Below are 24698 nucleotides of genomic sequence, written 5' to 3'. Positions count from 1 at the left end.
TTCTTTCTCCCTTCTTATACATAAGCAGATTGATAAAGCATACTTGTGAGCAGCTCAATTCCCTTTTCCAGTTCTTCGGGGGGTGTATATTCTTCCGGGCAGTGGCTTCGTCCATTTCGACTCGGGACGAATAGGAGAGAGGTTGGACAGAAAGGAGCGAAAACCTGTGCGTCATGTCCGGCTCCACTGATGATCGTTCTCGCGTTAATGTTCATCCTGTCAGCCGTATGGCAGGCTAATTGAAACAGAGACGGATCCATTTCTGCCGGCGTTACCTCAAGCCAGGGCTTCATATCGACAGACATGAGATAGGCGGCTTCGCAGTGAAGACAGTAACGGTGGATTTCCTCACAATAATCCTGGAGAATGTCGTTATCCTGGTGGCGGACGTCAAGGGTGAAAAGGGCTTCCCCTGCAATGACGTTGGGAACGTTCGGTACCGGCCGGATCTGCCCGACTGTGGCGACGAGGTCCGGGTGTGTGGATGCAGCCGTTTTCGTAATGAAATGAATGATATCCGCTGAAACGGCGAGGGCATCCTTTCGAAAAGGCATTGGTGTCGTACCTGCGTGATTGCTTTCTCCATTAACTTTTATGGTGAAGCGTTTCTGTCCGACGATATGGCGGACGATACCCAGCGCTGATCCGGTTTTTTCAAGGACGATTCCCTGTTCAATATGACACTCAAAGAAACGATGGATATCCTTCCGAACGGGGGAAGTGTACCGGGCAGGATCGAAGCCGCATGCTTTCATCGCTTCATATAAGGAAATACCGTTATGATCCTGGATGTTGGATCCATCCTCCAAACCATATCGTCCTGTAATGTGTCCGGAACCCCAGAAGGTAATGGGAAACCTGCTGCCCTCTTCTTCGCAGAGAGAAACGATTTCAATCGAGCGCTTCGGTCTTCCGAATTCATTCATTAGTCGCTGAACGGCAATCAGACCCGCAATGATTCCGTAGGCGCCGTCATATTTGCCTCCGTTCCTTACGGTATCGATATGAGAACCGGTCAGGACGCAGTCCGCTTCCGGCTCACTTCCTTCCAATCTCCCAAAAAGATTGCCGACACTGTCAAAGCGGGAAGTGAGTCCGATAGATTCCATGTGTTCCTTCAAAGCGTTCTGGGCACTCAGCCAAGCCTCCGTATAGAGGAGACGTTCGACACCTCCATCTTTTGTTTTACCGTAGGATGCCAGCCATTCGATCAGTTCCTCGTTTGCAGGAATATTGATTTGATCTCTTCCCGTATTGGTATTCATTCCTATCCATCCTTTGTCTGGTAATGGAGACAGGAAAGGTCCTGTAACCATAATAGTAGTTGTAAGTGTATCAATAGACAGGAAGAACATCATTAGCAATTATGTAGGATTTTGCTCATTTATTTGTGCAACATCAATAAATTATCAGAAATTTGTGATAAAATGTACGCAATAATAGTTAGGGGGATACTCGTTTGAAAGTAAAAAATGTTTTAGATGTTCCGGCGTTGAGCGGCAGCAGAGTGATTGCCGGTGTCACGGGGATCGACCGGGAAGTGCTCCATGTCAATATGATGGATGCACCTGACATCGCGCGCTTTTTGAAACAGGATGAAATGCTTGTCACGACTGCCTATCATGTTCGGAAAAATCCTGCGGAGCTCGTAGACCTCGTTCGACATATGGATAGTCAGGGATGTGCTGCACTCGGAATTAAAACGAAGCGTTTTTTACAGGAGATCCCTGGTGAGGTATTGGGGGAAGGAGATAGTCTCGGGTTTCCAATCATTGAAATTCCTGCAGATAATTCTCTTGGGGATATTGTCAATGAAATTTTGAGCAGTATTCTCGACCGGCGTACCAATGAGCTGAAGGAAGCATTGGAGACGCATAAACGCTTTACCGATCATGTGATGAGAGGCAAGGGGATGGAGGGATTGATGAGGAACATTGCAGAAACGATCGACCATCCAGTTGTTCTGCTTGATCCTTATGCGAAGCCGATCGCTTATTCAAATGTCAGCACACGATTGAAAAAAGGGATTGGAGAGCTGTATTTCAAAGATTTTTCTGCTTATTTTCCGGATACTCCGTTCTTCAGTTTTTCCATCGTGTCTGATCGGGAGTGTTACTCTGTGTTTGTCGTTCATACACACGAGAAAAGAGCAGGGTACCTCCTTGTCATGGGGGAACTTCATCCGACCGATCATGGTAAGATGCTTACCATTGAACAGGCTGTCAACGTCATATCTTTTGAACTCGTAAAGGAAAATGCACTGAAGCAGTACTCCAAACGGGTAAAGAATGATTTCTTTTTCCATTTCACAGAGGGTTTATACCATTCCGATGATGAAATCGTAAGCCGAGCGAAAGAATTCTCGCTGCAGAGGGAAGCGAATTACATATGTGCAGCAGGAAAAGTAGATGGGAGTCTTGCTGAAGGGAGCTATACTCAGAATCAGAGAGCGATCGATGCCATCTATGAATATATGGAAGATGAAGTAATCCGGCTTTCTTCATCCACTCATTTATTCACGAAGGGGGATCTGTGTGTCCTCATCTTTGAAGTGAAGGACACGGTGGAAAATATTAATGCCTATGCCCGGTCCTCCCTGGGGTTGGTTCAAAAGAAAATAGAACAGCGTTTTCAACGTTCTTTGTCTTTTGGAGTCAGCAATATTGCGAGGGGGCTTCTGCAGGTGAAGAACGCCTTCAAGGAAGCTGAGAGAGCTATGAAGACGGGAACGTTAGCCGGGAAGCACGGGTTTATTCAACTCTATCAAACGAAAGATATCGAAGAATTGCTGCGCATTATTCCTCGGGAAGATTTACAGGAGTTCTGCGCTCATTCCCTGAAGCCTTTGCTCTCCAGGGGGATGGATAAAGAAGAGACGCTGCTTCAGACTTTGTTTGTTTTTCTTGAAACACATTGTCAAATCTCTGAAACGGCAAAACGGCTGTACGTTCACAGAAATACAGTGGTGTATCGTCTTGAGAAATGTGAAGAGCTGCTGGGGGAACGTGTATCAGATTCAGAGGTCACCATCCGTCTTCGACTTGCACTACGAATCAGACACTTACTAGAGGCGCCTGAATTTAGTTACTATGATTAAAATTGTGTGTGAAACTTGTGGATGCTGCATAATGACTTTTGTCAGAATATTAAGTAAAATTCAGGTAAATAAAGCATGGTGGAGGAGGAAGCGATGGTCCGATTACAAGAATTGAATGATTGGAATGACGAGCAATTTATCCAGGAGCTCGGTGGAGTGTTCGAAAGCTCCCCGTGGGTGGCGAAGAAAGCAGCCAAGTTCAGGCCTTTCATCTCCCTGAAAGACCTTCATGAGAAAATGGTCGGAATTGTGGCTGATTCTCCTCAAACGGAACAGCTGGAGCTTATCCGTTCTCACCCCGACTTGGGTGCAAACATTAAAATGAGCAGTCAATCTGTTTCTGAACAAGAAGAGGCGGGACTGAGAGATTTAACAGAAGAAGAATTCAGGAGTTTCCATCATCTGAATGAAATCTATCAGCAGCGTTTTCAGTTTCCTTTCATTTTTGCGGTGAAGGGAAAACGTAAAACTGAGATTCACGCCGCATTGCGAACGCGGGTTGCTAATGACAGACGAGCGGAATTTGAGAAGGCGCTGGAAGAAGTCTATGCGATCGCTTCCTTTCGTCTTATAGACAAAATAGAAGAATAGAGGAGAGATTTAATGGATAATGACCGCTTAATGTATTATGGGAAAAAAGATGTCTTTGCTTACCGCACCTATATGAAACCGCTCGAAGGAGTAAAGGAAATCCCGGAATCGGACTTCAGTGGCCGTGACAATGTCGTGTACGGCCTCAATGCAAGCGTATCTGTCGGAGGGAAGGAATTTTTATCCTCTTTTACCGAAGGGGATAATACAAAAGTTGTCGCGACGGATTCTATGAAAAACTTCATTCTAAGGCACCTTGCCACCTACGAAGGAGCAACGACGGAGGGATTCCTTGCTTACGCAGCCAAGGCTTTCCTGGATCGGTATCCCCACTTTGAGCGGGTGGAAATGTCAGGGGAAGAAATCCCTTTTGAGCAGACCTCAGCACGATCCCTTTCTGACGGCAGGAGTAAGAGCGATGTCGTTTTCAAGCATTCCCGGAATGAGCGGGTATCCGCTTCGACGGAATTTATCCGTACAGCAGACGGTGGAACGGTCATAAACAAACAACGCAGCTCTCTGACCGACCTTCAATTGATCAAAGTAAAGGGAAATTCATTTACGGGGTACATTCGTGATGAGTATACGACGCTTCCGGAAGACAGCAACCGACCGTTATTCATTTACCTGAATATTCACTGGGGTTATGAAAATGTTGCAGATGCCTATGGTGGGAAACCTCCATTATACGTTGCCGCCGAACAAATCAGGGATATTGCTTCCAGTGTGTTTCACGAACTCCAGACACCATCGATCCAAAACCTCATCTACAGGATCGGCTGCCGTATTCTCGAACGTTTCCCGCAGCTGAAGGACGTGACCTTTGAATCCCAGAACCGGACGTGGGAGGCCGTAGTAGAGGAAATCGAGGGGTCTGAGGGGAAAGTCTATACGGAGCCCCGTCCGCCTTATGGTTTTCAGGTATTCCACGTAACAAAAGCTGATCTTGGTTCCGAAGAAACTACCGTATCCGAAGCACGGATGCATACGTAAGGAGTTTAACTGATGGCATCACTGACTACGCATGTACTTAATCTTGCTGATGGGAAACCCGCATCCCGAGTGAAAATTGACTGTCTGGAAATTCGAGACGGGGAATACTTTCATTTAAAAACGGATTATACGAATGAAGACGGGCGTCTGGATGCTCCAATTGTGGAAGAGGGCTCGTTGCATGACGGAACGTATGAACTTGTTTTTCATATAGGGGACTATTTTAAAGAGAGGGGCGTAGACGGACAGCCGTTCCTGCAAACGATTCCGGTTCGATTCGGAGTGGAAGCAGGGGAAGATCATTACCATGTACCGCTTCTCGTCTCACCGTTTGGTTATCAGGTTTACAGAGGAAGCTGATCAGGAAATGGCGGAATTCCGTCATTTCCTTTCTGTCTGTTCATAGAAAAAAGAAAGGGTGGAAAGAATGGCGAAAATCAATCACTTGCATTACCCATATCAATCCCGTCGTGTGAGCACAACGGCCAGGAAAGGGATGGTGGCAACATCTCAACCGCTTGCGGCTCAAATCGGGTTGGATATATTGAAGAAAGGGGGGAACGCTGTCGATGCAGCGATCGCATCTGCTGCTGCCTTGACAGTTGTCGAACCGACATCGAACGGTATCGGCGGTGATGCCTTCGCGTTAGTCTGGATAAATGGAAAACTGCACGGGCTGAACGGGAGCGGTCCCGCCCCTTCAGGCATATCGATTAATAAAATGAAAGCTCTTGGGTATGAAGAGATGCCGCAATATGGCTGGATGCCTGTGACGGTACCTGGTGCTCCCGGGGCGTGGGTGGAACTTTCGAAAAAGTTCGGAAAGCTTCCATTTCGGGAACTTCTTGAGCCGGCAATTGCATATGCAAAAGAAGGGTTTGCAGTCTCTCCCATCGTGAGCAAGCTGTGGAACAGGGCATATGAACGGTATAAGCATGAGTTGACGAGGGAAGAATTCTCTTCTTGGTTTGATACCTTTGCACCGGGAGGAAAGGTTCCGAAAGCCGGCGATACATGGCAGTCGACAGACCACGCTGCGACACTTGCCGCCATAGCTGAAACGGAGGGGGCTGATTTTTATACCGGCGAACTTGCTGACCGTATAGCGGCATTCTCTGAACAGTGCGGTGGTTTCCTTACGAAAGAGGACCTCTCCGGTTACAAGCCGGAATGGGTGGACCCCGTGTCTGTCCCGTACCGGGGGTATGAGGTATGGGAGATGCCTCCGAACGGACAGGGAATCGTCGCTTTGATGGCCCTTCGTTTGTTGGACGGATTCTCATTTGAAGAGAGAGACAGCGGCAGCACGTTCCATAAGCAGATTGAGGCAATGAAGCTTGCCTTTGCAGACGGTGGTCACTATATTGCTGAGAAACATTCAATGAGAGTTGATGTTGATGAACTCCTGAGTGAAGCATATGCAGATAGTAGAAGAGGAGAAATCGGTGCTAAGGCCGCTTTGCCGGCACCTGGAAATCCATCGACGGGTGGAACGGTTTATTTAGCAACAGCAGATGAAGAAGGAAACATGGTTTCTTTCATACAGAGCAACTATAACGGATTTGGATCCGGACTTGTCGTTCCAGGAACAGGAATTGCGCTTCAAAATCGCGGTCGTAATTTCTCTTTTGACCCCGATCACCCCAACTGCCTGGAGGGTGGAAAGCGAAGTTACCACACGATCATTCCCGGTTTCCTGACATGTAAGGGGCAGGCAGTGGGGCCGTTCGGTGTCATGGGAGAGTTCATGCAGCCGCAGGGGCATGTCCAGGTCATTATGAATATGATCGATTTCCACCTGAACCCCCAAGCCTCTCTTGATGCACCCCGCTGGCAATGGAAAACCGGCAGGAATGTGCTTGTAGAAAGTGATTTTCCATTAGAGGCATTGGAGGCATTGCGCGCACGGGGCCATGAGATAGAAGTGATGGAAGACAGAACATCGTTCGGACGTGGGCAGATCATCTGGAGAGATTCGGAGACCGGCACGTTATACGGAGGAACAGAATCCCGGACCGACGGTTCTGTCGCGGCCTGGTAAAGGGAAGGGGGAAGGGAAATGAGAATACAGCTTCAAATCTTCCTCGCATTCTTCCGAGTAGGTATCCTCGGCTATGGCGGGGGGCCGTCTTCTATACCGCTCGTACATAAAGAGGTCGTTGAAAAGTATAAATGGATGAATGATGATGAATTTGGTGATCTTCTCGCTCTTGCGAATACGCTGCCTGGACCCATTGCGACTAAAATGGCCGGCTATATCGGTTTTCGGGTAAAAGGAACGCTGGGGATGACCAATGCCATTCTAGCTACCATTCTCCCCACCATTGTTTTGATGATTGTGCTGTTGACTTCGCTTTCTTCTTTTAAAGACAAAGCATGGGTGCAGGGGATGACGCAGGCGGTCATACCGGTTGTCGGTGTGATGCTTGCCGTTCTGACTTGGCAGTTTCTACAGAAAGCAGCAAATGGACTTGGTTATCTAATGACAGGTTTGCTTGCATGTGGCACGCTCCTCCTTTTGCGGCCGCTGGGCGTACACCCGGGAATTATCATTGCCATTCTGTTAGTAGCGGCACTGACCGGTAAAGGGAAGCAAAAATCGAAGGAGGGTGCATCATGATCTATTGGAAGATATTTGTCGCCTTTTTCATACCGGGGATTCTAGGATACGGCGGTGGACCGTCTTCCATCCCTTTAGTGGAGAATGAAGTAGTGGATCGTTATGGTTGGTATGAGGTTAGGGAGTTCAGTGAAATATTGGCTATGGGGAATGCATTGCCCGGACCGATTGCGACAAAAATGGCAGGTTACATCGGATATGAACAGGGCGGGGTTCTCGGTGCCGTCATCGGAATTGCAGCCACAGTAGGGCCGTCCATGATTCTAATGATCGCACTGCTTGGAATTTTGTATAAATACAAAGAATCACCACGCGTAAAGCGGATGACTATGCTGGTGAGACCAACGATCGCTGTATTGCTCGGAATAATTACGTATGATTTTTTTGTGAATTCTTATGAAGGGGCGGGGCTTTTCCAAACTATTTTTCTGATAGCAGCGAGCTTTCTGCTTTTGGAACGGTGGAAAGTCCACCCTGCGTTGGTCATTGCAGGTGCACTTGGTTACGGCGCGCTTTTTCTCGGATAAGAAGAGTTCTTTCACAGAGGCATCCTGCATATTATTTTCAAGTGTGTAATGAAAATGATTCTCAAATTCATTGACAGCAATCGATAGAGCCCATAAACTAGAAAGTAGAGAAAACTCGGAATTCCATGATTGAATATAGATGACGGCGTTGGAATGTGTGATAACAAAGGAGAGATCGACTATGGATACCTTGTTTGCAAATAACTTGACATTAGGATATGGCGACTCAATCATTATCGATTCTTTGGATGTGAAAATCCCTAAAGGAAAAGTGACGGTACTCATCGGTGGGAACGGGTGCGGGAAGTCCACTCTGCTCCGGTCAATGGCGCGGTTACTGAAACCGAAATCAGGCGAAGTCATCCTTGATAGTAAGGATATCGCAAAAATGCGGACAAAAGAGGTTGCCAAGAAGATGGCGATTCTTCCGCAAAGTCCAACGACTCCGGAAGGTTTGACTGTGTATCAGCTTGTTAAACAGGGCCGCTATCCATACCAGGGCTTCGGAAAGCGTTGGTCGAAAGACGATGAACATGCAGTGATGACGGCATTAGAAGATACGAATTTAACGGAATTGAAGGATCGTACCGTCGATTCTCTTTCCGGTGGACAACGGCAGCGTGCGTGGATTGCCATGACATTGGCTCAAGACACCGATACGCTTCTGCTTGATGAACCGACTACCTATCTGGATATGACTCACCAGATTGAGATTTTAGATCTGCTGTTCGACTTGAATCAGGATAAAGGCCGGACGGTCGTCATGGTGCTCCATGATATCAACCTTGCCTGTCGTTATGCCGACCATATCATCGCTGTCAAAGATAAAACGGTGTATTCTCAAGGGAAGCCGGAAGAAGTCGTTTCCTGTGAAATGATGCAGCACGTATTTGAGATGACGTGTGATGTCAGAGAAGATCCGTTGTTCGGCACACCGATGTGTATCCCGCACGGAAAGGGCCGCTGTCTTATCAAACAAGCCCAGGCGGAAGCGCGCAAACAACAAGCAGCAGTTACGGTCTGATGGAAACCGGGGAGGAATGGACCTTCCCGGTTTTTTTTGTTTTATGATCGTCCATTCTTTTAATGGTCAACCTCGAAGAAGTAGGTGAATTTAGGTTGTTCACAAAAAGTTCATGAGAAACGTATAGGATTTCCTTTCTCTATTAATTCTAATTCGTGATATGATTTATTTTGGAACTTCATGTTTTTATAATTAACATCTAAATAGAGAAAGGGTAAGACGATGAAGAAATTTTCAATTTTAACTACCATCGTCACGTTTCTCGCACTAATTCTCGGGAACCTTGTCGTCGCAACCGATTCCGGGGATGCGTGCGGAAGTACGTGGCCTGTATGTAATGGACAAATTATTCCTGATATTACGGATTATCATGTCATCATCGAGTATTCCCACCGTTTAATGGTTCCACTTCTTGTTGTATTGACTGGAATCAATGCAATCGGTGCTATCATCAAATACCGTAAGCATAAGCCTGTATTCGTATTGGCTATCCTGAGTATCATTCTGCTGCTTTTCCAATCCATGGTTGGTGGTTTGAACGTGCTCTTGGGAACACCTCCCGGCTTCACGACATTTGATGTAACGTTCAGCCAAATGCTGTTGGTCATTCTTGTACTGCTCAGCTACAGTTTGAACAACAAACCAGTCGAGTTGGATCGAGATCGCTGGTCGTCTGTATCTCAAAGCTACCGTGCTTTCCTGATCGGCTATAGTGTATACGTTCTTCAAGTCATTTTGGGTGCTTTCTTTAAACATAGTCGTGCCAGCAATGTTCTCTTGGATATACCTGCAATGGAGTACTTAATTAAGAGTGAATCCATTGCCAACATGATTTATTCGCTCCATTGGGTCGCTACGTTCGTCATTATCGTAGCTGCCATTTGGTTTGTCATTTACGCTTCCAGGTTCCGCTATCATATCTTGTTGTCCTGGTTGTACCTGTTATCAATCGTTATGAACGCTGCTGTAGGGTTTGTAATCGTCATTACGGGCAATGTCGTATTGGCATCGTCCCTCCACATGTTGATATCAACGGTTACGATGGCTATCGGAGCAAGCATCCTTGGCGGGTACTGGTTTAAAATGCGTAAAAAAGCCGCAGTGTAAACAAAAGCAGCTGTCTCTTGTGAGACAGCTGCTTTTTTATTTCATGCAAAGAGTTGTTTGATTTCCTCTTCACTTAAAGAGGTAAGCATCGATTCACCAGGCTGGATAATTTGATCAACAAGATCCCTTTTCTTCTGCTGCAGTTGATAGATCCTTTCTTCAATCGTACCTTCTGCTATCATTCGAATGACCTGAACGACTTTTTCCTGGCCGATTCGATGTGCACGACCGGCGGCTTGTTCCTCGATTGCCGGGTTCCACCACAGGTCATACAAAATGACCGTGTCGGCTCCGGTCAAATTCAGACCGGTCCCTCCGGCTTTTAAGGAGATAAAGAAAGCATCTTTCTCTCCGGCATTGAACCGATCGACCATTTCCATACGTTTTTCTGTTTTTGTCCGACCGTCCAAATAAAAGGCATCCAGACCGGATTTCTGGAGTTCCTCGTGCATGAGAGAAAGCATACTGGAAAACTGAGAGAAAATAAGAAGACGGTTGCCATTTTCTTTCCGTTCCAAAGCAAGTTCCTTCAGCTGCTCCAATTTACCTGATTTCCCTTCATAGTTCTCCAGGAATAATGCCGGGTGGCAGCAAATTTGGCGGAGGCGTGTTAATCCAGCCAGGATCTCAAGTTTCCCTCGCTGTATTCCTTTTGTCGCAATGGTCTCCTGGATATCGTTCTGGATTCGTTCCAGGTAGGCGAGGTAAACCTCTTTCTGCTCCCTGGTCAGCTCTGAGTACTGGACAGAATCGATCTTATCCGGTAGTTCATCAAGAACCTCCGTCTTCATCCGTCGTAATATAAACGGCCGCGTCATCATGGAGATCTTCTCTGGTTTTAATTGCGTGAATTTCTTTTTGCTCGGAAAGAACCCCGGCATAATTGCACGGAATAAAGACCACAACTCTTGAAGAGAATTCTCAATTGGTGTTCCACTTAAGGCGAAGCGGTGTCTGCTTTTTACGGATCGTACCGCGACGGCAGTTTTGGTCGCTTCGTTTTTGATCGCCTGTGATTCATCAAGAATCATGGTGTGGAATGACTGGTCGCTGTAGGAGGCAACATCCTGTCTCAATAATGGATACGAGGTAATCCAAACATCTTTAGAAGCAGCTGCTTCCAGAGCTTCCTGACGTGAAGACGGGTCCCCGGTCAACACCTGGAGAGAAAGGGAAGGTGCAAATTTCTCTAATTCCTTCTTCCAGTTAAAGACGAGAGAAGCCGGAGCAACAATCAGCGCCGGTTCATTCATCAGCCCTTCTTCTTTTTCATGAAGCAGGTAAGTGATCGTCTGCAGCGTTTTTCCAAGTCCCATATCATCCGCAAGGACACCGCCGAGACCATAGTGGCTGAGCATCTTCATCCAACGAAAACCGGTGAGCTGATAGGAGCGCAGCTCTGCATTCAGTCCAGATGGAGGTGCGATATCAAACGACTGTGGTGATTTAAGCTGGTTCACAAGTTCATGGAACAGCCGGTTTCGTTCCGCATCCGTCGGTTGAAGGGCATCTTCCACCTGAAGGCTCCGCGCCGTGGAAACGTGGAGTTGATTGTCATCTAAATCCTGTGCGGTAAGATCCAGTTCGTTCATAAGTTTCTGGAAGCGTTCAAAGGAGTCCGAGGTCAAAGACATTAGAGCTCCATCCGAGAGTCGATAATACTTTTTCTTTTCAATTACGGCCTTGAGCGCTTCGTGTATGTCATCAGAGCTGATTCCCTCAATGGTAAAGCGGATATCAAGCCAGTTCCCTTCGTTTTCAAGCTCGACGGAACTTTGGAGTTCGTGTGCTTCTTCGCTAATTAAAGAGCGTACGGAGGAAGATAAGTAGACATCACTCCACTCTTTAAGCTTCGGAAGATAATAGCGCAGAAAAACATCTAAAGGGTATTCATCTTCAATATAGACCATTTCTCCATCAAATTTAAATTCGGCAGACTCAATGATCTGCATGATATGCTCTTCCGTTTGACTGTCTCTCTGTATAATTGCCTGAGAGACGTTATTCTGTTGAAAAGGATCGATGGTAATGTCACCATAATGGAACTTTACATCAATGGTTAATGTCCATTGGGAGAAGTCCAAATAAACTTCTGCCCGCAATGGCTCCTGAATAATTCTTTCCTTAGCGGAAGAGTCCAGATTAACGTCAGCTATCCGCTCTAACTCTGGCAGGACGTAGGAAACAATTCCTTCCATATCGTGATAGCTTACTGTGTGACTTCCGCTCGAGTTGTATGGGAGCGTGGTATATAAGGTCCTCAAAATATCTTCTTTCTCCGGGTCAATTGGATAGAAGGAAGACTGACGGTACAGCATATGGTAATCTGCCAGGTAATCATATTCCTTCAACTTGTTCATATGCATATGAAAGTGACCGCGTTCTTCCGTTACGTAAAAGGACAAATCCGGAAAATCTTGTTCGAAGCGGAAAGCCCCCATCGGATCGCCACGGTCAATCATCGCAGCATTTTGTTCCTGTAGCAATGGAAGGAGATCCTTGGTCATGGCAGGTGGAATGCGTAAAACTTTCTTATCGTTCATACTCCAATGCTGCTCATAAAACTGCTCCTGTTCATATGCCCGCTGAAGAATATGGAAAATTCGCTTATCCAGCTCTGTAAACAGGTGTTCGGATGGGTCAAAGGTGAACTTTTTCGTAATCCTGTAAGGCTGCTGCTTCCGAATGTGGTCAAGAAGCTCCCGAATATTCTTGATGACGTAGGGATAGCCTTCGCCGATTTTAATCTCCATTCCAAGACTCTTCGCGCCAAGCATGGATTGAAGGTGCAGAAAATAGTTGACTTGCAGCGGCCGCTTGCTTTCTGTTTCCGACTGGTTTTCCTGACGCTGCCGGAAAGCCTCAAACAAACTTACAGCGAACATACGGTCTTGACTGGCCGGAGGGAATTGGACGTTCTTCCCTTTCTCAGCCAGACGCGGAGCGAGCTCCTCCAATGTTTTCTCACGTATGGCGATTAAAACGGCGGCGATATGTTTACACGTATAGTGCTCTGCATATGCCGGGCATTCGCACGTCGCCTCGACATCTTCATCGTCAAAAAAGAAAACGCGGACTTCATAATCATGGGTCCCCGCTACGACCGCCCGCCAGGAACGGATGGCGCTATTATGTGACAGTCCATACACTTTACCTGATTCGAAGTAGCGTTTACCCCGCTCATAGTAAGTGGGACCGGTAATCTTTTGTATATCTTTCGGTTGTAGTAAATAACTTTGCATATATGGCATCCTTACTGAACGTTATTTGCTTCTATTATAACAGGTTTGCAGAGGGGGAGAGAAGTGGAAGGAATCATGGCCTGTCACGTCAAGCATTGATTTTAGCGGGCGGTTATGCTAACTTTCAAAGTATAATCAAAAGTGTTGAAGCGCTCTGAAATCGAGGCGCGCTTTTTTTATGGAAAAGGAATGCTGTACGGATCATGTGTCCACGACACGGTCGTTGTAACGTATATCCTGCCTTAAATCAAAACATATAAAATTTATAACATGGAGGATATCACGATGAATCCTATTCAAGAAGAAATGAAAAAGCGTCGTACGTTTGCTATTATCTCCCACCCGGACGCCGGAAAAACGACGATGACGGAAAAAATGCTGCTGTTTGGTAATCTGATTCGTTCAGCAGGAACGGTAAAAGGAAAGAAATCTGGTAAATTCGCTACATCCGACTGGATGGAAATTGAGAAGCAGCGGGGAATCTCAGTAACATCGAGTGTTATGAACTTCCCATATAAAGGCTACCAGGTCAATATACTGGATACGCCTGGCCATGAAGACTTCAGTGAAGACACGTATCGCACGCTGACAGCTGTCGACAGTGTTGTCATGGTTATTGACGGGACGAAAGGAATCGAGGCACAGACGCTCAAGTTGTTTAAAGTCTGTAAAATGCGCGGCATCCCAATTTTTACGTTCATTAACAAGATGGACCGGGAAGGACGCGAGCCGTTCGATTTAATGCAGGAAATTGAAGAAACTTTAAATATTGAAACATACCCGATGACCTGGCCTGCCGGTATGGGGAAACGATTCCTCGGGGTTTTTGACAGAGAACAGGAACAGTTCGTTCATTTCACAGGAAATGAGGAAGAAGATTATATTCCTTATAACCAGCTCGATCAGTATCCGGAATTAACAGAAAATGCAACATTCCAGGAAGCTCAGGAAGAGATGGAACTTGTGGCAGAAGCCGGGGAAGCTTTTGATATGGAGAAGGTGCTGCGCGGTGATCAAACGCCGGTATTCTTCGGTAGTGCACTCGCCCCATTCGGAGTCGAAACATTCTTTAATTCATTTATTGAAATGGCACCCGAACCTGCACCACGTAAGTCAACGGAAGGTGTCGTTTCACCAGAAGACGAGGAGTTTTCAGGTTTTATTTTCAAAATCCAGGCTAACATGAATCCGCAGCACCGCGATCGGATCGCTTTTGTTCGAGTTTGTTCCGGTAAATTCGAACGCGGAATGAACGTCACGCTCTCGCGAACCGGAAAAACCTTTAAACTTGCCCAGTCACAACAGTTCGTAGCCTCTTCCCGTGGAACCGTAGAGGAAGGATATGCAGGAGATATTATCGGAATCTATGATCCAAACGTCTATCGGATCGGCGATACGATTGTTACAGGTAAATCCAAGTTTGAATATGATGAACTTCCTCAATTCCCGCCGGAGATCTTCAAGAAGGTTACAGCTAAAAACGTTATGAAATCGAAGCAGTTCCGCAAAGGTTTGGAACAGCTGGTTCAGGAAGGAGCAATTCAGCTGTTTAAACGCTACAGCTTCGAAGATTTTATCATCGGTGCTGTCGGAGAACTTCAATACGAAGTATTCGAATATCGGATGAAGAATGAGTATAATGTGGATATTGAGTTAATACCGCTTGGAGAGCGTATTCCACGCTGGCTTAAAGAGGATCAGGTGGACGTTTCGCTGTTCGATGAACGGAACATGCTTGCTGAAGATCGGGAAGGGAATCCGGTTGTTCTGTTCAAAAACGATTTTTCCCTGCGTTGGTTCATTGATAAGAATCCGGATATTGAGTTGATCGATTTGTTTGAAGTAAATGAATATAATCAAACCTTTGATGCGTAAGCCCTGAATTGATATAGAAATAAAGAAAGCACCTGTGGATACAGGTGCTTTCTTTATTTTTCCGAGTCGTAAAGGATATAGGTGAGCGTTGGTTGGATGGAAAAGGAGTATGTCGGAGAGAGGGGGTAAATATGGAAAAATAGGGAAAAACCAATTGCAAGTGCGAATGTTTGTTCGTTTAAGGTTAGAATGGTAAACTGTTGTGGTAAACTAGGAAGGAATAGTGAGGAACGGAGGTTTTCGTCGTGGAGGGACAATTCGAATTAGTATCTAAATACACCCCGCAGGGAGATCAGCCGCGAGCAATCAAAGCATTGGTCGAAGGGATTAACAATGGGGAAAAACATCAGACGTTACTCGGTGCAACGGGTACCGGTAAGACGTTCACCATGTCAAACGTCATTGAACAGGTCAACAAGCCGACACTGATCATAGCCCATAACAAAACGTTGGCAGGGCAGCTCTACAGTGAATTCAAGGAGTTCTTTCCAAATAACGCTGTGGAATATTTTGTCAGTTACTATGATTATTATCAGCCGGAAGCTTATGTCCCTTCGTCGGATACGTTTATCGAGAAGGACGCGAGCATCAATGATGAGATCGACAAGCTGCGCCACTCCGCTACGTCTGCTTTGTTTGAGCGGAACGATGTCATCATTGTTGCCAGTGTTTCTTGTATTTATGGTTTAGGTTCTCCCGACGAATATCGAAGTCAGGTGCTTTCCATTCGTACGGGAATGGAGAAGGATCGGGATCAGCTGCTCCGGAACCTTGTAGACATTCAATATGCGCGGAACGATATTGACTTTCAGCGTGGTACATTCCGCGTGCGCGGGGATTCGGTGGAAATTATTCCTGCTTCACGGGAAGAACATGCGATGAGGATTGAATTTTTCGGAGACGAAATTGACCGGATCAGAGAAGTGGATGTGTTGACCGGCGAAGTGATCGGCGATCGGGAGCATGTAGCGATTTTCCCGGCCTCCCACTTCGTCACCCGGGAAGAAAAGTTGAAAAAAGCCATTGAAAATATAGAACAGGAAATGAAAGACCGTGTAAAAGAGCTTCGGGACAACGACAAGCTTCTCGAAGCGCAGCGTCTGGAGCAGCGGACAAACTACGATTTGGAAATGATGAGGGAAATGGGTTTCTGTTCAGGAATCGAAAACTATTCCCGTCATTTGACGTTCCGGGAGCCGGGAGCGACGCCTTATACGCTTCTCGACTATTTCCCGGATGATTTCCTGATTATGATTGATGAATCCCATGTGACACTTCCACAGGTGAGAGGGATGTATAACGGGGACAGGGCTAGGAAACAAGTGCTCGTCGATCATGGATTCCGTCTCCCTTCCGCTATGGACAACAGGCCGCTTATGTTTCATGAATTCGAGGAACACATCAACCAGATTGCTTACGTTTCGGCGACGCCTGGTCCATACGAAATCGAACATACACCGAAGATGATCGAGCAGATTATCCGGCCGACCGGACTTCTTGATCCGGAAATTGAAGTGCGTCCGATTCATGGTCAGATCGATGATCTGGTGGGAGAGATCAACAAGCGGAAAGATCGAAATGAGAGGATACTGGTTACAACACTTACGAAGAAAATGTCTGAGGATTTAACGGACTACCTCAAAGAGTTGGGAATGAAGGTTGCTTACCTCCATTCAGAAATCAAGACGCTCGAACGGATTGAAATCATCCGGGATCTTCGTGTCGGTAAATACGATGTGTTGATCGGAATCAACTTGTTGAGAGAAGGTCTGGACATTCCGGAAGTATCTCTCGTTACTATTCTCGATGCAGATAAAGAAGGTTTCCTCCGTTCCGACCGTTCCCTGATTCAGACGATCGGACGTGCAGCACGAAATGAAAACGGAAGAGTTATCATGTATGCCGACAAAGTGACGGCTTCCATGCAGTTTGCTATAGATGAAACATACCGTCGTCGGGAGAAGCAGATTGCCTATAACGAAGAGCACGGTGTAACTCCGACAACGATCAAGAAAGAAGTGCGTGACGTTATTAAGGCTACTGCCGTCGCAGAAGAAGAGGAACAGTACGATACGGGTAAGAAGCCGTCGGAAATGACGAAGCGCGAACGTCAGGAGCTTATCGACAATATGGAAACGGAAATGAAGCAGGCAGCTCGGGAACTCGATTTCGAGCGTGCGGCTGAACTGCGTGATGTTTTGTTGGAACTAAAAGCGGAGGGATGATTTGAGTATGGCTAGTAAACATATAAGTATCAAGGGAGCCAGAGCCCACAATTTGAAGAATGTCGATATCGACATTCCAAAGAATAAGCTGGTGGTCATGACTGGTTTATCCGGTTCAGGGAAGTCTTCGTTGGCATTCGATACCATTTATGCCGAGGGACAGCGCCGATATGTGGAATCCTTGAGTGCTTATGCCCGTCAGTTCCTTGGGCAGATGGATAAACCGGACGTCGATGCAATTGAAGGGTTATCCCCGGCAATTTCCATCGACCAGAAAACGACAAGTCGGAACCCTCGTTCTACTGTAGGGACCGTGACCGAAATTTACGATTATTTACGTCTGCTCTTCGCCAGGATTGGACGTCCGACCTGTCCGAAACACGGAATAGAAATCAGTTCTCAAACCGTCCAGCAGATGGTGGATCGTGTGATGGAGTATCCTGAAAGAACGAAGCTTCAGATTCTCGCACCTGTCGTCTCCGGGCGAAAAGGGGAACACGTGAAGGTGTTTGAACAGCTCCAAAAAGAAGGATATATCCGTCTTCGTGTCGACGGAGAAATGCGCGAAATTTCCGAGGAAATAAAACTGGATAAGAACAAGAAACATTCAATAGAAGTCGTCATCGACCGAATTGTTGTTAAAGATGGTGTGGAAGGCCGCCTTTCTGATTCCATCGAAACGGCTCTTAATCTAGGAAATGGACATACGATTGTGGATGTAATCGGCGAGGAGGAGCTGATGTTCAGTGAACACCATGCATGCCCGATATGCGGATTTTCCATCAGCGAGCTGGAGCCGCGTATGTTTTCCTTTAACAGCCCGTTTGGAGCATGCAGCCGCTGCGACGGTTTAGGTACTCAGCTTGAAGTAGATATCGATCTTGTGATTCCAGACAGGAGCCGGTCCTTGAACGAACACGCAATCGCCGCCTGGGAACCTCAAAGCTCACAATACTATCCGCAGCTGCTTAAGAGTGTTTCAGATCACTACGGTATTGATATGGATCAGCCTTTCGAAGAATTACCGGAGGAGCATAAAGAACGGATCCTTTACGGTAGTGGAGAGGAGAAGGTTTATTTCCGCTATGAGAACGATTTTGGAAAAGTAAGGGAAAATGAAATCTTCTTTGAAGGCGTTATTCCAAACATTTCCCGGCGCTATAGAGAAACCAGTTCCGACTATATTCGTGAGCAGATGGAAAAGTACATGGCACAGAAACCGTGTCCGAAGTGTAAAGGAAACAGATTGAATGAAGAAGCTCTCGCCGTTCTCATCAACGGCAAACACATCGGGGTGACAACAGACTTCTCTGTTACGGAAGCGAAGAATTTCTTCGATTCATTAGAACTGACAGAGAAGGAGGAAACGATCGCGCGAATGATCCTGAAGGAGATTGTAGAGAGATTGAGCTTTCTTGCGAATGTCGGCCTTGATTATTTAACACTTTCCCGGTCTGCCGGTACCCTTTCCGGCGGTGAAGCGCAGCGGATCAGGCTTGCGACCCAGATCGGTTCTGCACTTACGGGAGTATTATATGTACTGGACGAGCCTTCCATCGGCCTCCACCAGCGTGATAACGACAGACTGATTGAAACGCTCAAGCGGATGCGTGATTTGGATAATACGCTGATCGTGGTAGAACATGATGAAGATACGATGTTGGCTGCCGACTATTTAATCGACATTGGACCTGGTGCAGGAGCACATGGCGGAAATATTGTTTCCCAGGGAACGCCGAAGCAGGTAATGAAGAGTCGGAAGTCTTTAACCGGGCAGTACTTGTCCGGTAAAAAATTCATTCCGCTTCCAGCAGAGCGCCGGAAACCGGATGGCCGCTTTTTGAAAATCAAAGGAGCGGAAGAGAACAACCTTAAGAAAGTGAACGCCGATGTGCCGCTTGGACTTCTGACCGCTGTCACCGGGGTATCAGGTTCAGGGAAGAGTACATTGATCAATGAAATCCTCTACAAAACACTTTCGATGCGGCTTCATAACGGAAAACAAAAACCAGGGAAGCATAAAACTGTAGAAGGAATCGATCAGCTCGACAAAGTGATTGATATCGATCAGTCGCCTATCGGCCGGACACCACGCTCCAACCCGGCTACGTACACAGGTGTATTCGATGATATCCGGGATGTTTTTGCACAGACGAACGAAGCGAAAATCCGCGGATACAAAAAAGGACGATTCAGCTTCAACGTCAAAGGTGGAAGGTGTGAAGCGTGTCGCGGGGATGGAATTATTAAAATCGAAATGCACTTTCTGCCGGATGTTTACGTTCCGTGCGAGGTATGTGACGGGAAACGCTATAACCGGGAAACGCTCGAAGTGAAATATAAAGGGAAGAGCATTGCAGATGTACTGGGGATGACGATTGAAGAAGCGCTGGATTTCTTTGCCAACATCCCGAAAATCAAACGGAAGCTGCAGACGGTGGCGGATGTCGGGCTTGATTACATTAAGCTTGGGCAGCCTGCGACGACCCTTTCCGGTGGGGAAGCCCAGCGTGTGAAACTTGCCAGCGAGCTTCATCGCCGTTCAAACGGAAAGTCCTTCTATATTCTGGACGAACCGACGACAGGATTACACGTGGACGACATATCCCGACTTCTTCAAGTGCTGCAGCGACTTGTGGAAAACGGAGATTCCGTTCTGATTATTGAACATAATCTGGATGTCATTAAAGCGGCAGATCACATCATTGATCTTGGACCGGAAGGCGGACAGAATGGCGGACAGATCATTGCTACCGGTACACCGGAAGAAGTGGCAGAACACAGGGAGTCCTATACGGGACGGTATTTAAAACCGGTTCTGGAAAGAGACCGCAAGCGAATGGAACAGCGTATGAGTGAGCGGGAAGAAGTCGCCTCCAAGTAGATGTTTTGACGCCTGCCGGAGAATTCAGTATCGTTAAACAAGAATCGTTTGACGGGAGGAATACTAGTGAAAGCAATACAGCAAGAAGCAGTTCAGAACAAAATAGATCAATTTGCCAACAAAGATGTCTACGTTCACTTGGAAACGACGAATGGGGCTTATGCCAGCCACTTTGATCAAAACGCCTATAATGTAGGGGCATTTATTCGCAATGCAAAAGTGAAATATAAGCATGGAAAAATTGTCAGCACAGGCGGAGGTTTCCGCGTCGGATTGAAACTGGATCTTGGATGGGTGTACGCAGAAGGAGTGTCGGACTTCGAAATTGATGAACATGACCGTCTCCTTTTGGCTGGACACGACCGGGAAGGTCGCCTTATGGTAGCTCTGGAAATCAGTGAGACTCCTTTTTCTCATGAGGTCGATCCGGATGAGTAAAGAGAAAGTGCTCGTCATCTTCCCTCATCCGGATGATGAATCCTTTGGGGCTTCGGGAACCATATCGAAGTTCAGGGAAGAAGGCGCAGAAGTCACTTATCTATGTGGTACATTAGGAGAGATGGGGCGTAATATGGGTAAGCCCGTATTTGCAAACAGAGAGACGCTCTCCTCGTTCCGTAAGGAGGAGCTCCAAAAAGCGGTTGAGGAGCTGGATATCGGCCTGGAATTTCTCGGTTACCGTGACAAGACGCTGGAGTTTGAACCATTGGATCAAATGGCTCTCTATCTGAAAGAGAGAATCGAGGCGTACGGAGCTTCCATCATTATCACACACTATCCTGGCTATGCCGTACACCCGGATCACGACGCTCTCGGTGCCGGCGTGGTGGAGGCTGTGCGTTTAATGGATGATTCGAAGCGGCCGGAGCTGTGGCTGCATGCCATTTCCAACGATCATCAGGAAGATTTGGGAGAACCGGAAATCGTATTGGATATCCGCCCTCATTGGGATAAGAAAATGGCAGCCATACGCGCTCACCTGTCTCAGGTGGATGGTATGATGAGTTTAATGGAACAGAACCCGGAACAATTAGAACGTATGAAAACAGAGCGTTTCTACCGCTGTAGTATTTAGGCAGATTACACCTTGAGAAGACACGATGTCTTTTCAAGGTGTTTTTTGAATCACTGGCTGTTGGCAAATCGTACGAAGAAGTAAGGAGTGAGGAAAATGACAGAAGAGCGAATGAAGATCCTCAAAATGATTGAAGAGGGGAAAATAACGGCTGATGAAGGAGCGAAGCTGCTTGAAGCTGTAGAAAGAAAGCCGGAGGAAGACAAAGAGAAACCCGCCTCCAAAAGGTATGGGTTACGAAACTTTTTCGATGATGCGGTTGAGAAAGTGAAAAAATCAGATTTTGACATGGTTTTCGGGGAATATCAATCTTTTTCCGAGGAGGCAGTGCTGGAGGCAGGGGAAATGAATGATATCGATGTATGGATTGCAAATGGTTCCCTTGTACTTCGATCGTGGGATCAGGATTATGTCAAAGCCGTATTTGATGGGAGGGTGTATGGGGCGGAGAGTGAACAGCAGGCGAAGGACAGGTTCCAAGAGGACGTGAACCTGACTTTGAAAGCAGGTTTGCTCCGACTTTCCAGCCCGGTCAAAAAAACAAAGGTGAAGGTGGAGCTTTATGTTCCTCCTGTCCACCTTTCCTTTATTAAAGCGAAGCTGTCCAACGGTGAGCTGGAAATAGAGGAGCTGAAAGCAGATCAGCTGCAGTTGAAAACATCAAATGGTCCTGTGAAATTAAAGGAGTTGATTGGTCGCAGCTGCAAGGTTGAAACAGGTAATGGAAGTATTACGGCAGCATCCGTTAATTTTGAGGAGTGGGAAGCAGATACCATCAATGGGACCGTCTCCCTTGTTGGTGATCTTGGCAAGAGTGATATTTCAACCGTAAGCGGACAAATTAAAGTGGATCATTTGAGCAATAAAGCTCATACGGGCTTCTATAAGACAACTGCTGGAAGCATTCGTGTTTCCATACCCAATGAAAGAAAAATAGTAGGATTATTGAAAAGCAATATAGGGAACGTATATTGCGAGTTGGAAAACTACAAGATTCTAAAAGACAAGAAAGATGTAATGAACAAACGTCTGGAATTCGAAGCTTACGAACAATATGACCAGACATATCATATAGAGGCTGAGACAAAGACCGGGCCTGTGACCGTCACCCCGCCGTCCATCCTCTGATCTTGTCTAAAAAAATAGGTAGGTGGATAGTGTGAAGAATTGGTTCCTGCATATCTTGGTGAATGCCATAGCGATCATAGCTGTCGGTGCCCTGTTTGATTCTGTACAAATTGAAGGGGTGGGCGGGGCATTACTCGCTGCGCTGATCTTATCGATCCTGAACGCAATTGTACGTCCAATATTGGTTATCTTGACGCTGCCGATTACGCTCGTATCTCTTGGACTCTTCCTGTTCGTCATTAACGCCATTACACTTTGGCTTACAGATGCGCTGCTTGGCAGTACCTTTGATATTGATGGATTCGGAATGGCAATCATTTCTGCCATCATCATTTCCATTATCAACCTGGTATTGAACAGTCTGATCAAAGATATGAAAAAATAATGTTCTATGGAAGCACGGGCGAAACAGCCTGTGCTTTTTTTATGGATTACTCTGTAGTCAGGACTAAATATTCAAGAATTAAAAAAACATGCTACAATAGGGGACAGTGGTTCACGAATAAGGAGGTTGTTAGAGAGATGAGCAAGGTCCGAACAGAAGATTTATTAGAGCAGTTTAAATTAGAATTGATAGCCGGAGAAGACGGCATTCATCGTGAAATACATATGAGTGATATTTCCAGACCTGGTGTGGAAATGACCGGGTATTTCAAGTTCTATCCAAAAGATCGTCTCCAACTATTGGGCAAAACGGAACTATCCTACTTCAATGAGTTGACACATGAACAGAGAAAAGAGCGTGCCGAAAAACTGTGTACGGATTTGACGCCGGGTATTGTCATTACCAGAGGAATGGATGTACCTGAAGAACTTCGTGAGGCAGCGATTGATGCCGGCGTTCCATTAATGAGGTCGCCGTACAAGACGACACGTGTGATCAGCCGTTTGACAAATTTTCTTGAATCTAAATTCGCACCATTCACCGCAATTCATGGTGTACTCGTAGATATATATGGTATCGGCGTTCTGATTACCGGTCAAAGCGGCGTCGGTAAAAGTGAAACAGCGCTCGAACTTGTCAAGAGAGGGCACAGGCTCGTTGCGGACGATAGTGTAGAGATTCGTCAAGAAGACTACGATACATTGATCGGGAACAGTCCCCCTTTGATTGAACATCTATTGGAAATCCGTGGTCTCGGCATTATCAATGTGATGACATTGTTCGGTGCCGGTGCTGTCCGCAGTTTCAAGCGAATCACTCTTGTCATTGATCTGGAGCTTTGGGATAAGAATAAACAATACGACCGTCTCGGTCTCGAAGAAGAAACGATGAAGATCATGGATGTCGAAGTTCCGAAGGCGACCATTCCTGTACGACCGGGAAGAAACCTGGCTGTTATCATCGAAGTGGCAGCAATGAATTTCCGTTTGAAACGGATGGGCGTCAATGCAGCAGAAGAGTTCTCAGAACGTTTGACTAAAGTGATTGACCAAGATAAAGAGACGGAGTAAAGGAGGAAATACATCATGCAAGTTTGTACACCAGAACCGTTGAATCCGGTGTTCCTCCAGCTCGGTCCTCTCACCATCTACTGGTATGGGTTGATTATCGCCACCGGAGCCTTTCTTGGGCTGCTCATAGCAACAAGGGAGACGGAACGACTTGGTTTAAAGAAAGATTACATGGTGGATATCGTGGTTTATGCGATTCCGGCAGCTATTATCTGTGCCCGTGCCTACTACGTTCTGTTTGAATGGGATCGGTATGCGGGAGGGCCGTGGTGGAAAGTTTTCGCCGTATGGGAAGGCGGAATTGCTATACACGGCGGTTTGATCGGAGCTGTATTAACCGCCTATCTTTATACCCGTGCGAAGAAGCTGTCCTTTTGGCAGATGGCCGACATTGCCGCACCGAGCATCATTCTCGGACAGGCAATCGGACGCTGGGGTAATTTCATGAATCAGGAAGCGCACGGAGGCCCGGTCTCTGAATCGTTCTATAATAATTACATGCAGTATCTGCCCGACTTTATTAATCAACAGATGTGTATCGAAGGGACCGTCTATCATCCTACGTTCCTCTATGAATCCCTGTGGAGCATCATCGGATTCATCTTATTGCTGATTCTTCGTCACAAATTCGATCCTCGTCGAGGGGAAGTTTTCCTGAGCTATGTCATCTGGTATTCCGTCGGACGCTATTTTATCGAAGGAATGCGGACGGACAGCCTGTATCTATTTGCTGAAATCCGCACAGCTCAGTTCATTTCGATCGTGCTGATTGTCTTATCTGTCATTCTGATCATTTATCGCAGGAAGTCAGGAATGGCGGATAAATATTATAGTGGAAAAAAAGTAAAATAAAGG

18 protein-coding genes and 1 pseudogene are annotated in these 24698 nt (G+C 46.5%); 17 read left to right on the top strand and 2 right to left on the bottom strand.

Annotation, left to right across the window (positions count from 1 at the left end; all coding sequences use genetic code 11):
- Positions 1 to 14 precede the first annotated feature (14 nt).
- Positions 15 to 1265 (bottom strand): M20 family metallo-hydrolase, encoded by a 1251-nt coding sequence (locus AXG56_RS09890; RefSeq protein ID WP_062514238.1) that lies wholly within the window; start codon positions 1263 to 1265, stop codon positions 15 to 17.
- Between the two features lie 194 nt (positions 1266 to 1459).
- Here AXG56_RS09890 and AXG56_RS09885 point away from each other — a divergent pair, with 194 nt between their 5' ends.
- The 8 genes and pseudogenes from AXG56_RS09885 to AXG56_RS09845 all read left to right on the top strand — a co-directional run bounded on the left by AXG56_RS09885 (position 1460) and on the right by AXG56_RS09845 (position 9959).
- The gene (locus AXG56_RS09885) at positions 1460 to 3097 is read left to right on the top strand and encodes a PucR family transcriptional regulator (protein ID WP_062514235.1); all 1638 of its coding nucleotides are present in this window, start codon (positions 1460 to 1462) and stop codon (positions 3095 to 3097) included.
- A 93-nt stretch (positions 3098 to 3190) separates the two neighbouring features.
- Positions 3191 to 4681, top strand: a pseudogene (gene pucL / locus AXG56_RS09875) (factor-independent urate hydroxylase).
- A 12-nt stretch (positions 4682 to 4693) separates the two neighbouring features.
- Positions 4694 to 5041, top strand: a complete 348-nt coding sequence (gene uraH, locus AXG56_RS09870; protein ID WP_008635643.1) for a hydroxyisourate hydrolase — start codon at positions 4694 to 4696, stop codon at positions 5039 to 5041.
- Between the two features lie 67 nt (positions 5042 to 5108).
- The gene (locus tag AXG56_RS09865; RefSeq protein WP_026578222.1) at positions 5109 to 6722 is read left to right on the top strand and encodes a gamma-glutamyltransferase family protein; all 1614 of its coding nucleotides are present in this window, start codon (positions 5109 to 5111) and stop codon (positions 6720 to 6722) included.
- Between the two features lie 18 nt (positions 6723 to 6740).
- Positions 6741 to 7301 (top strand): chromate transporter, encoded by a 561-nt coding sequence (locus tag AXG56_RS09860; RefSeq protein WP_008635646.1) that lies wholly within the window; start codon positions 6741 to 6743, stop codon positions 7299 to 7301.
- A complete protein-coding gene (locus AXG56_RS09855) occupies positions 7298 to 7828 on the top strand; it encodes a chromate transporter (protein WP_008635649.1) in 531 nt (176 codons plus the stop codon). Before AXG56_RS09860 ends, AXG56_RS09855 begins: the two co-directional genes overlap by 4 nt.
- Before the next feature lie 181 nt (positions 7829 to 8009).
- The gene (locus AXG56_RS09850; RefSeq protein WP_008635652.1) at positions 8010 to 8852 is read left to right on the top strand and encodes an ABC transporter ATP-binding protein; all 843 of its coding nucleotides are present in this window, start codon (positions 8010 to 8012) and stop codon (positions 8850 to 8852) included.
- A gap of 222 nt (positions 8853 to 9074) precedes the next feature.
- On the top strand, positions 9075 to 9959 hold the full coding sequence (locus AXG56_RS09845; RefSeq protein WP_008635655.1) for a heme A synthase: 885 nt from the start codon (positions 9075 to 9077) through the stop codon (positions 9957 to 9959).
- A gap of 41 nt (positions 9960 to 10000) precedes the next feature.
- On the opposite strand, the gene AXG56_RS09840 is transcribed toward AXG56_RS09845, so the two are convergent.
- Positions 10001 to 13201: a DEAD/DEAH box helicase gene (locus tag AXG56_RS09840; RefSeq protein ID WP_062514230.1), complete on the bottom strand. Its 3201-nt coding sequence runs from the start codon at positions 13199 to 13201 to the stop codon at positions 10001 to 10003.
- A gap of 285 nt (positions 13202 to 13486) precedes the next feature.
- Here AXG56_RS09840 and AXG56_RS09835 point away from each other — a divergent pair, with 285 nt between their 5' ends.
- From AXG56_RS09835 to lgt, 9 genes are all read left to right on the top strand, one after another.
- Complete coding sequence (locus AXG56_RS09835) at positions 13487 to 15076, top strand: peptide chain release factor 3 (RefSeq protein ID WP_008635659.1); 1590 nt, start codon at positions 13487 to 13489, stop codon at positions 15074 to 15076.
- A gap of 245 nt (positions 15077 to 15321) precedes the next feature.
- Positions 15322 to 17301, top strand: a complete 1980-nt coding sequence (gene uvrB / locus AXG56_RS09830) for an excinuclease ABC subunit UvrB (protein ID WP_008635661.1) — start codon at positions 15322 to 15324, stop codon at positions 17299 to 17301.
- A 7-nt stretch (positions 17302 to 17308) separates the two neighbouring features.
- A complete protein-coding gene (gene uvrA / locus AXG56_RS09825) occupies positions 17309 to 20185 on the top strand; it encodes an excinuclease ABC subunit UvrA (protein WP_008635667.1) in 2877 nt (958 codons plus the stop codon).
- Positions 20186 to 20251: 66 nt separating this feature from the next.
- Positions 20252 to 20623, top strand: a complete 372-nt coding sequence (locus AXG56_RS09820) for a YojF family protein (RefSeq protein WP_008635669.1) — start codon at positions 20252 to 20254, stop codon at positions 20621 to 20623.
- The gene (gene bshB2, locus AXG56_RS09815; protein WP_008635670.1) at positions 20616 to 21260 is read left to right on the top strand and encodes a bacillithiol biosynthesis deacetylase BshB2; all 645 of its coding nucleotides are present in this window, start codon (positions 20616 to 20618) and stop codon (positions 21258 to 21260) included. Before AXG56_RS09820 ends, bshB2 begins: the two co-directional genes overlap by 8 nt.
- Positions 21261 to 21356: 96 nt before the next feature.
- A complete protein-coding gene (locus AXG56_RS09810) occupies positions 21357 to 22388 on the top strand; it encodes a DUF4097 family beta strand repeat-containing protein (RefSeq protein WP_026578225.1) in 1032 nt (343 codons plus the stop codon).
- A gap of 31 nt (positions 22389 to 22419) precedes the next feature.
- Positions 22420 to 22773 (top strand): phage holin family protein, encoded by a 354-nt coding sequence (locus AXG56_RS09805; RefSeq protein ID WP_008635672.1) that lies wholly within the window; start codon positions 22420 to 22422, stop codon positions 22771 to 22773.
- A 137-nt stretch (positions 22774 to 22910) separates the two neighbouring features.
- On the top strand, positions 22911 to 23843 hold the full coding sequence (gene hprK / locus AXG56_RS09800) for an HPr(Ser) kinase/phosphatase (protein WP_026578226.1): 933 nt from the start codon (positions 22911 to 22913) through the stop codon (positions 23841 to 23843).
- A gap of 15 nt (positions 23844 to 23858) precedes the next feature.
- Complete coding sequence (gene lgt, locus AXG56_RS09795) at positions 23859 to 24695, top strand: prolipoprotein diacylglyceryl transferase (protein ID WP_008634040.1); 837 nt, start codon at positions 23859 to 23861, stop codon at positions 24693 to 24695.
- The last annotated feature ends 3 nt before the right edge of the window (positions 24696 to 24698 follow it).

The organism is Halobacillus sp. KGW1 (assembly GCF_001592845.1).
Classification (GTDB): Bacteria; Bacillota; Bacilli; order Bacillales; family Halobacillaceae; genus Halobacillus.
Note: the sequence above shows the minus strand (reverse complement) of the source record. Positions and strands in the feature narration are given on the sequence as shown.

Excerpts from the sequence above, each read along its gene's own strand:
- uvrA (WP_008635667.1), top strand. The coding sequence starts at position 17,309 with ATGGCTAGTAAACATATAAGTATCAAGGGAGCCAGAGCCCACAATTTG.
- AXG56_RS09810 (WP_026578225.1), top strand. The coding sequence starts at position 21,357 with ATGACAGAAGAGCGAATGAAGATCCTCAAAATGATTGAAGAGGGGAAA.
- AXG56_RS09865 (WP_026578222.1), top strand. The coding sequence starts at position 5,109 with ATGGCGAAAATCAATCACTTGCATTACCCATATCAATCCCGTCGTGTG.
- AXG56_RS09890 (WP_062514238.1), bottom strand. The coding sequence starts at position 1,265 with ATGAATACCAATACGGGAAGAGATCAAATCAATATTCCTGCAAACGAG.
- hprK (WP_026578226.1), top strand. The coding sequence starts at position 22,911 with ATGAGCAAGGTCCGAACAGAAGATTTATTAGAGCAGTTTAAATTAGAA.
- AXG56_RS09835 (WP_008635659.1), top strand. The coding sequence starts at position 13,487 with ATGAATCCTATTCAAGAAGAAATGAAAAAGCGTCGTACGTTTGCTATT.
- AXG56_RS09840 (WP_062514230.1), bottom strand. The coding sequence starts at position 13,201 with ATGCAAAGTTATTTACTACAACCGAAAGATATACAAAAGATTACCGGT.
- bshB2 (WP_008635670.1), top strand. The coding sequence starts at position 20,616 with ATGAGTAAAGAGAAAGTGCTCGTCATCTTCCCTCATCCGGATGATGAA.
- uraH (WP_008635643.1), top strand. The coding sequence starts at position 4,694 with ATGGCATCACTGACTACGCATGTACTTAATCTTGCTGATGGGAAACCC.
- AXG56_RS09845 (WP_008635655.1), top strand. The coding sequence starts at position 9,075 with ATGAAGAAATTTTCAATTTTAACTACCATCGTCACGTTTCTCGCACTA.
- AXG56_RS09855 (WP_008635649.1), top strand. The coding sequence starts at position 7,298 with ATGATCTATTGGAAGATATTTGTCGCCTTTTTCATACCGGGGATTCTA.
- lgt (WP_008634040.1), top strand. The coding sequence starts at position 23,859 with ATGCAAGTTTGTACACCAGAACCGTTGAATCCGGTGTTCCTCCAGCTC.
- AXG56_RS09860 (WP_008635646.1), top strand. The coding sequence starts at position 6,741 with ATGAGAATACAGCTTCAAATCTTCCTCGCATTCTTCCGAGTAGGTATC.
- AXG56_RS09850 (WP_008635652.1), top strand. The coding sequence starts at position 8,010 with ATGGATACCTTGTTTGCAAATAACTTGACATTAGGATATGGCGACTCA.